Source organism: Clostridium sp. 7_2_43FAA, from assembly GCF_000158375.2.
GTDB classification, from domain to species: Bacteria; Bacillota; Clostridia; order Clostridiales; family Clostridiaceae; genus Clostridium; species Clostridium tertium.
On the sequence record NZ_JH815222.1, the window covers coordinates 2,642,920 to 2,656,733 of the forward strand.

10 protein-coding genes and 1 pseudogene are annotated in these 13,814 nt (G+C 26.8%); 2 read left to right on the plus strand and 9 right to left on the minus strand.

Going from position 1 to position 13,814, the window contains the following annotated elements:
- Window positions 1-7: 7 nt before the first annotated feature.
- Window positions 8-185: pseudogene (locus tag CSBG_RS18810) on the plus strand (IS6 family transposase); the annotation flags it as partial.
- Window positions 186-378: 193 nt separating this feature from the next.
- On the opposite strand, the gene CSBG_RS13880 reads toward CSBG_RS18810, so the two are convergent.
- From CSBG_RS13880 to CSBG_RS13915, 8 genes are all read right to left on the minus strand, one after another.
- The gene (locus tag CSBG_RS13880; protein ID WP_008680512.1) at window positions 379-1,833 is read right to left on the minus strand and encodes a lipopolysaccharide biosynthesis protein; all 1,455 of its coding nucleotides are present in this window, start codon (window positions 1,831-1,833) and stop codon (window positions 379-381) included.
- A 24-nt stretch (window positions 1,834-1,857) separates the two neighbouring features.
- The gene (locus tag CSBG_RS13885) at window positions 1,858-2,853 is read right to left on the minus strand and encodes a glycosyltransferase (protein WP_008680514.1); all 996 of its coding nucleotides are present in this window, start codon (window positions 2,851-2,853) and stop codon (window positions 1,858-1,860) included.
- A 46-nt stretch (window positions 2,854-2,899) separates the two neighbouring features.
- The gene (locus tag CSBG_RS13890) at window positions 2,900-4,228 is read right to left on the minus strand and encodes an O-antigen polymerase (RefSeq protein ID WP_008680516.1); all 1,329 of its coding nucleotides are present in this window, start codon (window positions 4,226-4,228) and stop codon (window positions 2,900-2,902) included.
- Window positions 4,229-4,263: 35 nt separating this feature from the next.
- Window positions 4,264-5,364 (minus strand): glycosyltransferase family 1 protein, encoded by a 1,101-nt coding sequence (locus CSBG_RS13895; RefSeq protein ID WP_008680518.1) that lies wholly within the window; start codon window positions 5,362-5,364, stop codon window positions 4,264-4,266.
- A gap of 2 nt (window positions 5,365-5,366) precedes the next feature.
- Window positions 5,367-6,497 (minus strand): glycosyltransferase, encoded by a 1,131-nt coding sequence (locus tag CSBG_RS13900; RefSeq protein ID WP_008680521.1) that lies wholly within the window; start codon window positions 6,495-6,497, stop codon window positions 5,367-5,369.
- 17 nt (window positions 6,498-6,514) lie between these two features.
- Window positions 6,515-7,555, minus strand: a complete 1,041-nt coding sequence (locus CSBG_RS13905) for a mannose-1-phosphate guanylyltransferase (protein ID WP_008680523.1) — start codon at window positions 7,553-7,555, stop codon at window positions 6,515-6,517.
- A 29-nt stretch (window positions 7,556-7,584) separates the two neighbouring features.
- A complete protein-coding gene (locus CSBG_RS13910; protein ID WP_242825291.1) occupies window positions 7,585-8,220 on the minus strand; it encodes a sugar transferase in 636 nt (211 codons plus the stop codon).
- A gap of 419 nt (window positions 8,221-8,639) precedes the next feature.
- Window positions 8,640-10,946 (minus strand): cell wall-binding repeat-containing protein, encoded by a 2,307-nt coding sequence (locus CSBG_RS13915; RefSeq protein WP_008680526.1) that lies wholly within the window; start codon window positions 10,944-10,946, stop codon window positions 8,640-8,642.
- Window positions 10,947-11,128: 182 nt separating this feature from the next.
- On the opposite strand from CSBG_RS13915, the gene CSBG_RS13920 reads away from it, so the two are divergent.
- Entirely contained in the window at window positions 11,129-12,088 is a 960-nt protein-coding gene (locus tag CSBG_RS13920; RefSeq protein WP_008680528.1) for an LCP family protein, read from the plus strand.
- Between the two features lie 61 nt (window positions 12,089-12,149).
- Here the strand turns inward: CSBG_RS13920 and CSBG_RS13925 are convergent, their stop codons facing one another.
- Window positions 12,150-13,790, minus strand: a complete 1,641-nt coding sequence (locus CSBG_RS13925) for a hypothetical protein (RefSeq protein ID WP_008680530.1) — start codon at window positions 13,788-13,790, stop codon at window positions 12,150-12,152.
- Window positions 13,791-13,814: the final 24 nt, after the last annotated feature.

The window sequence follows — 13,814 nt, forward strand, 5'->3', positions numbered from 1 at the left end:
AAGAACAATGAACAAAATAAATATTAAATGCCTTCGTTGTCATTCAAATAAATTATATAAATTTGATTTAGACAAGCAGGTTAATCAAAAAAATATCAATGTCAGAATTGCAATCAACAATTTGCTCCTGACAAAATCAGTAACCTTATTAAAAAAACTACCCAAGATATCCAAAATTCGGCAAATGAACTCACTTAGATCATTCTCATAAACTCTATAATAGATATAAATGTAATATAAAAAGTATACTCATATTATTGTTGTTCATCATAACAACAATATTGCTCCAGTGTCCAAATAAGCTATAACTGGATACTTTTTTCTATGAAAGGTATAAGATTTCCTCTACAAATTTTATAAGTAATATATTACCATTTACTATATTTTTTTATTTCTTAGCAACGATTTAACTGTATTTATTAAGTATTCGTAACATTCAATCTTAAATAGTTTTGCTAAACTAATATATACAATAGCTCCCACCAAAATTTGAATAATTAATGTTAAATATGGTGACAGATTAAAAAATAAAATACTATAAACTATCCCCCCCATTATAATGGATAATAATAATGAAGGTATTATATCTTTTATTTGCTCTTTATAACTATAATCCAGTAACCTTAGATTAGGGTATGAATTTATAAATGATGAAATAACTCCTGACAATAATCCTCCTATTGCTATTGCATATACCCCATAAAACATTGAAATAATCAAAATTGTAGCTCCAACTATTTTCTTGATTATCTCTAATTTTAAATATATATCACTACGCCCTAAAGCATTTATTGCTTGCAAATTTGCTGTATGTATTGGCCATAAAGCATAAGTTAAACAAAATATTTGCATAAAAGGTACACATGATAACCATTTTTCTGTTAAAAGAATCTTTATTAATGGTTCAGCAATGACTGCTAGTCCGATCATTAAAGGAAATAATAAAAATGAGCTTGTAACTATTGATCTTCTAACTAGTTCTTTTACTCTTTTTTTATTATCTTGTTCCAAAGATAATGTTGGCAACATTACAGACTGTATAGATCCATTGATATTAGAAACTATTATTTGTGGAAATTGATCTCCTCTATTATAAAAGGCCAACATTTCAGATGTATATACTTTACCAACAATAAGACTTCTTAAATTCATATATAAAGTATCAATCAATGAAGAAACAAGCAATTTCCATCCATAAGAAAATAAGCTTCCTATCCTAGTAATTGAAAAAACTAACCTGGGTCTCCATTTCAAAGTAAACCAAAGTATAATCGTTATCGAAATTTGATTAATTATTTGTTGAGCTACTAATGCCCAGACCCCGAATCCTAAATATGCTAGAATTATTCCAATAACCCCAGATATAATCGCTGAAAATATGCTACTAGTAAATAATTTTCTAAAATTCATAGTTCTTGATACAACCGCATTTTGAATTGAATTAATCGCTCCAAAAAATAATATTATAGATAACACTCTAAGAACAAGAATCAATTCTTTTATACCATAAAACTTAGCTATATAAGGTGATGATATAAATAAAATAATATATAATATTCCCGCTACCAATAAGCTTAAATAGAAGACAGATGAAAAATCTTCCTCTGTTGTATCCTTCTTTTGAATTAGTGCTGTATTAAAGCCACTTTGTATAAAGACATTGGCTAAAGCAATAAATATAGTTATTAAAGAAATTATCCCATAATCATTTGGTGTTAGAAGTCTTGCCAATATTATTTGAAGTATAAATTGAACACCTTGCACCCCTGTTCTCTCCATAAGCTTCCATAAAAGGGATCTCATGACTATTTTTTTATTACTTTTTATTTCCATAATAATATATCTCCATAACTAAAATTATAAATTGTTTCTTAATCTAACTTGTATATTTTTAAAGAAAATAAACAAGTTAGGCATTCCAAATTTTACCCTATACTTAATTCTTGATTTCAAATCCAAATTGTTATAAATCGCATTATATTCTCTCTTATTTAGTTTTTTCAAATTTTTTAATGAATCTACGTCATTTTTTAATAATAGAACATCCATTTTGAATAATAATATTTTTTTATTTATAGCATTTGCATATATGTTATCAGTAAATTTATTCACTTCTTTTAACATCTCTATTATATTTTCTCTGAAACTAATAACCTTTTTATTAGAATCACTACCTGACAACATTCGTCTAGTCCATGAATTCGCACTAAAATATCTATATACAGACATAGGTTCATCAATATAATAAGCATATTTTTTCATAGACGTCAAAATTTGAAGAGGATAATCTCCCACATTACACTTAAAGTAAAATTCAGGTGGATTTTCCATTACTTCTTTTCTAAATAATATTGAATTTGTAGCAACAAAATCACCATCCCCTATTACTATATCTTCTACAGTAGCTATTTTACTTTTCTTATATGACCTCACACATTTATTTATTTTTCCATTACTCTCTACTTTGTAAGCGTGAAAACACATACCACAATCATCATTTTTCTCCATATAATCCACTTGTTTTTGTAGCTTATATGGATCACTCCAATAATCATCACCTTCACATATAGCAATATATTTTCCCTTTGCTCGAGATATATTAAATGTATAAGAAATTCTTTTTATCCCTTTAGAATATTGATTTTCACTTTGTAAAACTGGTTTAATAATATCTGGATATCTTCTCTGATATTCTTTTATTATCTCTTGAGTAGCATCCGTTGATGAATCATCATGAATTAATATTTCATATTTAAAATTAGTTTTTTGCATTAAAAAGCTTTCAATAGCTTGAGCTATATATTTTTCATGATTATAAGTAATACAATCAATACTAACTAATATTTCATCCACATCTTTTCTCCCATCTCTTAATTGTATTCTCCCCAAAATAAATTTTCTATTTATTTAATCTTAACTTTTTATCTATTAAAGAAATAAAAATATATAAAATTACTATCCCTAAATATGCATAAAATTGATTAAATATTGAACTGGTAAAAAGCGACTGCGCCAGAAAAATATTGAATCCCATAAAAATTTGTTTTTCTGCAAATTTATTTTCTTTTTTATTAATTGTTTCATCCCAAAAACGTTTTTCACAAAGGCCAAAAATTCTTCCTGTTACTAATGCAATTATTATTATTCCAATATATCCAAAGTTTATATATGGTTCAAGAAACCATCCGCCTCTTAATCCATAATGATCTTCCATATTAAATAACGTTTTAGTAGAAAATGATCCGTATGACCATGTTTCCCTATAATTTGAAATCGAAGAAGGAATAATTGAAATTATATCAGCAAAATAATTTTTACCATATAAATATCCATCAAATTTATTATCATATCCTTTTAAAACAAATGCCCCATCTCTTATATCCGAAAAAGTATTTCCATATAATATTTCAACTTTAATATCATTAACTAATGTATCCGTATTAAAAGATTTATTTCTTATAAAACTCATACTAACCCCAAGTATCAATACAGTAATAACAGATAATATAATAAAGTTAGTTGCTTTCTTAACACTGAAATTATAATAGACAAAGACAATGAAAATATTAAGTATTAAAAACATCACTGGTCCTCTGTTTCCAGTAAGTAACAGTATAATAACACTTAACACTGCAAATAATGCATCACTTTTGTTCTTATTTATTATGAATTTATATGAAAAGTAACTTCCAACAATTGAAATCATATAGTTTATCAAAAGATAAATTGGTCTTAATATTCTTAAATGATCTTTATTAAAAACAAGCCTATCTCCAAATAGTGGAATTTGACCAGCAATAAGTATCAAAATAATCCATGTTATCATAATAATAATAGATATCGTACAAATATATTTTTTATTAATATTATTTAAAGAATTATATATTAAATCAAACGATTTTATTTTTCTCTTATTCTTAATTAAATCAAACTCTGAAATAAACATTGTTATAATAAATATAATAAATCCAATACAATTTATTAAAATAATTTTATTTAAGTAAAGATAATATTTACTTGGATCCGTTACCCCTAAAAATCTCCATGCCTCTTTACTAAACTGAAAGTATGAAGAAAATAATAAAGAAAATGCAAATATATAAACATTTATATTAAAAATAGATAGTATGTACTTTCTCTTATAAAATTTATAAACTATATATCCCACAAAAAGAATATTAGTAATAATAAAAATGCATTTTACAAAAAAACTAATGTTATCTATCATTTTTACCTCCTTCTCTTTAATGCAATTAATGTATGTTAAAATTTGTTATAAATATCGTTGCTTTCTTTAGCACAACTCTCCCAAGAAAATCTTTTAATATTTTTTATTCCTAAATCAGCATATATTTTTTGCTGATCCTTACTTTTACACAATTTTATTAGTTCGTCCGCAACAACTTTATAGTCATAAGGAGTTACTTTTAGTGCTGAATCACCTACTACTTCTGGTATAGATGATACATTAGAAACAATACAAGGTTTTCCATAACTCATTGCTTCTAAAGGAGGTAACCCAAAGCCTTCATAGAAAGAGATATACGTAAAAACATCACAATTTTTATATAAAAATTTTAATTCTTCGTCATTTATTCTATCAGTAAAAATAATTTTATCTTTTAAATTTAAACTTTCTACCAAGTTAAATACCTCTTCATATAGCCAACCTTTTCCACCTGCTATAACAAGTTTATACTCTTCTAGCATATTACTGTGTAAATATGCTCTAATAAGACAATTTATATTCTTTCTTGGTGAAATTGTACTAACAGTCAATATGTATTTATCCTTTTCTAGACTTCTAATGTCTTGTCTTACATCCTCTAACTCTATTAACTCTGAAGAAAAATCATTGAATCCATTATAGACAACATCAATCCTCTTTCTTAAATTATCACCATAATATTTTATAATTTCTTCTTTTGTATACTCAGAAATAGCAATAATTCTAGCAGCCTTTTTTATAGAAAAATACGTAACAAGATTTTTCCAAACTCTAGTTTTCCAAGTAAAAACATCTTTTAATGCCCTAAAAGCAATGTCATGTATAGTAATAACTACTTTATTTTTTGAAAATAACGGTGCCATAGAATCAGGATAATGTACAGTTGCATTAGGATACATTTTATGTATCATAAACGGTAACTTAAACTGTTCAAAGAAATTTCTCTTTGCCCCTGAATTAATTCCCTTAATTATAATCATATCTTCTTCTTTTAAAAATTGAAATAGTGATCTGTCTTCTTCTCTTATTACAACCTTGATATCACTATTTATCTTATAAAGTTCTTTACTTAATTCATAACAATATCTACCAATTCCACCACTAAGAGTTGCTTGTAATGCATTAAATATAATCATAACTATTCACCTCTACTAACTTCCCAGTGTTTAGTACTTTTAAACTCTTCGTAGCATTCATTCATATAATCACTAATCTTTTTCTTAAAAATAGATTCATCAAACAATTCAGCATGATTTCTTATTTCCTCTTTATTAAACGTCATTTTTTCAAACTTCTCTATAGCACTTAACAAATCTTCTGCAGTTTGATTTTCAAAAAAGACTCCTGTCTTATTTTCAACAACGGTTTCTAAAGCTCCTCCTTTTCCATAAGCAATTACTGGACGTCCACTTGCTTGTGCTTCTAATGGCGTTATCCCAAAATCTTCCTCCCCCGGAAAAATAAAAGCCCTACATTTTGCATAATAATCTTTTATAACTTCATCAGGCTGCCTTCCTAAAAATTTTATATTAGAATTAGCCATACTTTCTAATTTTTCTCTATCAGGCCCGTCTCCTATTATAACTAATGGCAATCCATTTTTATTAAATGCCTCTATAGCAACATCAATTCTTTTATATTCTTGTAATCTTGATAAAATCAAAAAATAATCTTCATCAATTTCACTCGGCTTAAATAAACTACAACGTACAGGTGGATGAATGACAACAGACTTTCTTCTATAATGTTTCCATATTCTTTTAGCAACATTTTCAGAATTTGCAATGAAATAATCTACTCTATCAGACGAAGCATTATCCCATAATCTTATTGCAGATAAAAAATATTTTAATATTCGTTTTTTTATGTTGCTTCCTCCAGCCATTTTTCCAGCATATTCGTATGAAAATTCCCAGCCATATCTCATTGGTGAATGACAATAACAAATATGCATTGTATTAGGATTAGTTATAATCCCCTTTGCAACGCTTGAACTGCTACTTAAAACAATATCATAATCATTTAAATCAAAACTTTCCATTGCTGTAGGCATAAGAGGGAAAAATTTCCTATGATTTTCTATATTTTTTTTATTTCTTTGTAAACTTGAAACAATTATATTAGCATTCTTTAATTGTTCATCTAATTTATCCTTATTTGCTATAGTTGTATATATAGGAGCTTCAGGAAATAGCTCTAAAAAATTTATTAGAACTCTTTCTGCCCCTCCCATAAAAGGTAACCAATCATGTACTAATGCTATCTTCATAAGTAACCTCTCTTAATCTATAATATTTGTTCTTGATAGTCTCTTAAGTTATCCATATAATTTTTATTAACAATATAAATAGTATCTTCTGTTTCTATTGCCATAGTATTGTCAATTCCAATCATAACTATCTTTTTATTGTTATTAACCACCATATTTGATGTTGAATCAATAACATATGTATTATTATTTATTATATTATTTTCTTCATCCTTTTTTTTATATCTCTCCACAGATTTCCAGGTTCCAATATCATCCCATCCAATTTCACTTGGAATAACAAATATTTTATCACTCTTTTCTAATACAGCATAATCTATAGATATTGAATCTGTTTTATTATAATTTTCATTAATCATCTCCTGAATTGAATTTTCATCAATACTTTCAATATTATGTAATACTTCATATGTATTTGGAATATATTTTTTTATTTCTTTAAGTACATGTTCTGTTTTCCACAAGAACATTCCACCATTCCATAAATACGATCCTTTATCCAAATATTGCTTTGCTAGTTGTAAATTAGGCTTTTCAACAAATCTATTCACTTTTTTTATTCCTAACTCAACTTCTTCACCAAACTGTATATATCCATATCCTGTTTCTGGTCTATCTGGTTTCATTCCTAATGTCAGTATTCCATCAGAGTTATTTTCAAGAAATCTACCTCCTAAAAGCAATAGTTCTCTAAATCTTTTTTCATCATTTATAAGATGATCTGATGGTAAAACAACCATTGTAGAATCTTTATAATATCTCTTTATAATTAACGCTGATAAAGCAATGCAAGGAGCCGTATTTCTTCCCTCTGGCTCTACAATTATATTTCTATCTGGCAAATTGGGTATTTGTTCCTTAAGCAAACTTATATATTTTTCCCCAGTACATACAAATATTCTTTCTATTGGAATTATAGGTAATATCCTATCTATAGTCATTTGTATCATTGTTTTACTTCCAACTAGATTCAGAAATTGTTTTGGCTTCTCTTCCGTAGATAAAGGCCAAAATCTTGTTCCTTTGCCACCAGCCATTATTAATGCACATATATTCATAATCTATCCTCCAATACTTTACTCAAGTTTTATGCCGCATTTCTATCTCCAAATAAAACAAAAACCGTCTTAAATATAAGCTTTATATCAAGCCAAAAACTTCTTTCATTTACATACTTAACATCAAGCTTCATCCAATCTTCAAAATCTATATTATTTCTCCCCATTACTTGCCAATAGCAAGTAAGCCCCGGTTTCACGTTAAGCCTTTTTAACATCCATGTCTCAAATTCCTTCACTTCATTCGGAAGGCTTGGCCTAGGCCCAACAAGACTCATATCACCTTTTAATATATTTACTAATTGCGGCAATTCATCAATGCTTGTCTTTCTTATAAACTTACCAACTTTAGTTATTCTTGGATCATCTTTCATCTTAAACATAGGACCTGACATCTCATTTTGCTCTTTTAATTTTTCTTTTATTTCTTCTGCATTCACTACCATAGATCTGAGTTTGTACATATCAAACTCTTTTCCATCTTTACCAACTCTCTTTTGAGTAAATACAATTGGTCCTTTTGATTCAAACTTTATTAATATCCCAACTATTATTAATATAGGACTTAATAATATTAATCCAATCAATGAACCTATAATATCAATTATCCTTTTTGATAAGTTATATATTAATCTATTATCTCTTTTTTCTACTTCTACATTAATATCTAAATTAATATTACTCAAAGCGTATCCCCCTAATAAAACCTTACAGTATTAATATATTCTTTCTAAGTATTTATCCCTAATACTACAAACCTAGTCATATTTTGCACAAATCATTATATCATATATATTTCTCAAAACAAAGACTTGTAAATATATGGGCACTTAGTATAATTTCAAATTTTCTTTGTTTGTTTTTTATTATTTTAAAAGTATAATTAAAATTCTTCTGAAATATTAGTATTTCATTAAACTTTATTTATTTTTGACTTTTCATTCCATAAATTCAAAATTATATTGTCGAATTTGATAGGATTATTTTAATCTTTATAATAGCTATATATCGTCTTTTTGAAAAACAAATAAAAATGCTTATGAACCCTATTTTATTAAGGCATTATAAGCATTTCCATTTTATTCTATTTTAATACATATTTTAAGGAATATATTGAATTAAACGAAACTCCTCCACCTATTTGTATAATTTCATTACTTTGTCTTTTTTTAAGCACTATATTTTGATCTATATCCAAGTTGCTATCGCATAAAACTATAGCACCATTATTATTTGCTACTATTGGTCCAGCAGATAAAGCATCAACCAGCTCTAACCCCTTTGAAGCATAAACCTTTGATATTTCATTTCCATAGAATCTATCAATTACTATAGCATTAGTCTTATATCTATCCTTCCCACCAAGTCTATTTTCTCTAATATCTAATAATGTAATTGAATTAATTTCATTCAATAGTTTGTCTGATATGACACCATTTCCTCCAATTATATATGCATTTTTTAAACCCTTACTTTTTAACCAATTATAGGTGTTAGAATTTAAAATATTTGTTTCTGATAATATAATAGGCATTCTATCTCTACCTGATACAGCCGCTATTGACATTGCATCTGCTTCTGCGTATCCATTTGCTAATACTATATTTTCAATATCATAGCAATTGGAATCTATATATTTTGCTATTTGTAGTGATGTTTCATATCTATTTTTTCCTGCTAACCTAATTATGTTACTTATTCCAAACTTATTTAGTTGTAGTTGTACATTTTTAGAAACAACACCCTCCCCACCAGCAATAATAACTTTCTTTGCTCCAAGTCTTTTTATTTCATTTATAACTTCACTTGGAATATTATTATTTTCTACTAATAATATAGGTGCTTTTAAGTATGTAGCTAATGGAGTAACAGCTAGTCCATCCGCTAATTCTAATCCATTAACTATTACAACCGTATCTGATGAAATAAAGTTTGAACTACTAAGCTTCGCTGCTGTATCATACCTGTCACTTCCTATAATACTAGTAAATTTTACTTCATTATTTTCTTTAGGAAACGTAACTTTAAAACTTATTTCATTCCCATTTGCACTTCCTACTTCAGAAATTACAATACCACTATTTTGTCCATTATCAAAGTATAAACTATTGGAAATAAAACCACTTTTTAAATCGCTACTTCCAATGCTTGTCCTTCCTATTTCTTGTGATAAAAATGCAGTTTTAGTGTTTCCTGAAGCATATGTACTATTAACATCATCATTCCTAAATACATAAATATGATCTGGATATCCATTTCTATTTCCCAAATATGGATTAACATTTTCATTTATTCTATAAACTATAAGTCCTGATCCCGGTAAAGTGCTGTCCCAGTTTCCTGACTTCTTTCTAAACTCTACCATAAAATACTCTTTTTCTGATAAAGGTGATTTAATCTTAAAAGCAACTATATCATTTTTGTTAGAACTTTGTGAATATTTAACAGTGTATATACCATCACTCTTAATTTCTCCAATATTTATATTTAAGTTACTGTAAAAGTTTCTAGTATATACTAAAGGTAATTGCCCATATCCATCTGTATTAGCCATAACATCCCATTCTCCAACAGGATTTCCTCTATAATAATACCTGTATAAGTCTGGATAATTGAATACATGTAAAAATTCATGTATTGCTACTCTAAGTAAATTTTTATTAAACATATTATTTTCATCAGTACCTATATTTATCAAGTTATAGTTTCCTAACCTCTTACCATTTAATGATGAGTCTCCTATAAATTTAGTTTCATGTGGCCACAGCATATTATTTGTTACTGAAGCTCCAGTGCATAAAAAAGTTACTACATCAATTTCTCCATCACCATTTTTATCCAATTCATTTGCTGATAAGTTTATATTGTTTTTTATTGAGTCAAAAGCCCATTTTATAAAGACTTCTTCTTCCTTACTTCCTGCAACATACTTTTCATAATACTCTCTTGTTTGTGGCGCTTCGATTGATAAAAATGTATTATTTCCCTTAGGATAAAAATAACTATCTACCTTTATTTCTCCATAAGTTAAATCATTTATGTATGAATTTAATGATATTGATCCTTCATCCGCTAACCTATCATTATTAAAATCATTGAACATATTATATGAGTCATTTAACTGCTCTGATTTTTCTACATTCATAAATTCATTTTCACCTTTAAATCTTATCAGCACAACTATATTATTTATTGTTTTGGTTGCACCATTAGACATTAATGCTGTATTAGAAGTATCTAATTCCCCATTAATATTGTCCACTCCAAGGCTTGTACTATTTTGCATCATATAATTATATATATTTTCAGTCTCAGTTTTACTATCTGCTAAAGGCTGAATTGATGGTATAAAAAATAGTAAAACTATTATTGTAGATATTAATCTCTTCATTCTTCTTCCCCCTAAGTATAAGCTTTATATTAATATATTTTTAATACCTGGCATTAATTTTATCATTTTCTATATTTTATATCAAATAGAGTTATTTGCATATGTATTATTCATACACCTATTTCCAATATTATCTTTATTTTGCTATAATATACCTATATCTTAGATTTGGAGGACTATATATGAAAAAAATGTCAAAAAAGAAAATTATACTACTTTCTCTACTAGCTTTTATTCTAATAATCATTAGTTCAATAGCATCTTATTCATATTATCTTTCTAACAAAGTCGAAAGGGTTGATATTGATAGAAGTGATGTAACTAATACAGGAAAGGAACCCCCTAAAGAAGCTGATGATATCATAACTATAGCATTGTTTGGTAGTGATTTTTCTGAATACTATGACGTTAGTTCAGCTGATGCTACTATGATTTTATCTATAGATACTAAAAATAATAATATAAAACTTTGCTCTTTAATGCGTGATATCTACCTAGATTTACCTCAAGGTGGAAAAATGAATTTAAACTATACAATATTAGATGGAGGTCCAAGTTCTATACTTAAAGCTATAAACTACAATTTTAATTTAAAAATAGATAAATTTGTTCAAGTTGACTTAGCTAGACTTCCTAAAATAATAGATGCTCTTGGTGGAGTTGAAATTGAAATAACGCCTGACGAGCTTCAATATATTAATAGCTACATAGATAATATAGATAAAAATAATGGAACAACTACAGAACATATTTACAATTCTGGTATTCAGCTTTTGAATGGTACACAAGCTTCTGCTTATTGCAGAATCAGATATACAGAAGGAAGAGACTTTAAAAGAACAGAACGTCAAAGAGATGTATTAAATGCTTTATTTGTTAAGTTTAAAGATATCAACTTAACTGAAGCTCCAGGTCTTATAAATGATATCTTACCACTTGTAACAACTAATCTTTCAAACTCTGAAATTATATCAATTTCAACTAAAGCTTTAGGTATGGGATTAAACAATATAGAACAAGGAAGATTTCCTTCAGATGAAAATATTATAAGTGCAGGTTTTACTGATATGTATCATACTAATATAGATATAGAAGGCACAACCAAAGAACTTCATAAATTCATATTTTCAATAGAAGAATAGGGTTACTTAATATAAAAAAGATTGGGCTCCAAAAGTTATGCCTCTGGAACCCAATCTTTTATTAATTCAACCTACAGCTTATTTTCTGATATCTTTCTTCATCTTTCGAAATAAAATATAAATCAAATTCATTTAAATCTTTTATTTCAGAAGCCATAATAGAAAACTCAACATATTTTTGATTATCTATTTCATTTATTTTACAATCTAGTATTCTATTATTTATATACGCATAGGCAAATAATACATCTTCACTATCTATTTTAATAGAAAAGTTTGTTATATTATTACAATTAATGTGGTTACTTAGGTTATTTAACTCAGTAACTACAAAATTATCCTCTTTTAAGTTATTGTAATTTTTTAAGTTTTTTATATGAATCTTATCTTCCATCTCATCATCAGGGAAGTAAAAATCAAAATGTGTATATTCTGTTGATTCAAATAGTACTATATCTGGATTAAATATATTTATATAGTATTCATAATCTAAAACATTTCTATAGTTATGAATTTTCATAAGTTCTGAAAAGCTTTCTGTTAGAAACTTTTCCTTATCATCAAAATAGCTACCTGCAAATATTAATATTCTAGGCGCATTTGGATTTGCCTCATTTTTATAATGTGTAAAATTACTAAAGCTTTCGTGTCTTTTTATTTCATCCTCTAGATCTTCTATATAAATAGAATTATCCTCTATTAAATTGTACTTGGTTGTGATTTCATTTATTTCAAAATTTGATGCAACAAGAGTATCATTTATATAATCCTTTGCCTCATATTTACTTATATCAAAGGTTTCAACTCTATTGTCTAATAGATTTAATCTATCTAAAATTGCAGATATTCCAATTATTGCTCCAGTTTCATTCCAGTGCCTTGCATCATATTCCTTGTCATAAAGTAACCCTCTGCTATCTACAATTTCTTTTTTTGAATTTTTATTATATTCATTTTCTAAATATACATTTGATTTATCTAATTCATTAAATTCATCTATTATCAAAAGTTCATTTTCTAGAAACTCTACTGTTTCTGTATCTCCAGAGTTACAATATCCTTGCTTTAATATATCTAAAGCACTTCCTTTTTCCCTAGCTTCACTTAATGTTTCTATATTATTTAGATAATTAATATTCTTTTCCTCTAAAAGCTCCAAGAAGTATTCTATATCTCTATTTTCATAATTATATCCTTCAGTTATATATTCTGGATATATAAGCTCTTTTCTTGGCTCAACTGAATATAAAAACTTTATGTCTCTAGCATTGCAATAATCTTGAAATTCCTTTATAAAATCTGAATATGTCTCCATAAACTCTGGATTAAATTCATTTTCTTCTGCCTTAGACATTATAAAGCCATCTTTTCCATATTCATATTTAGGATGGGTTATCTCATTAAAAGCCTTATCCATAACCTTAGCATAGATATCTACCATTTCTGTTCTAAACCCAATTCTATCATCTATATAACTTTCTATATTATTAAATATATCTTTATTTGAGAATATATCTTCAAAATTTAAAAGCATTCTATTATCTATTTTAGAAACCTGATTTCTTTTAAAGTTCATAAATAATATTGGTATCAAAATTACTAAAAAGAATGCTCCTATTTTTATTAAATTATTTATCTTTATAAATTGTACATCTTTGCTATTTAAATTTTTTAACTTCATATCTTTTTTGAAAAAACTCATATTCATCACCTCACTTTTTTCTAT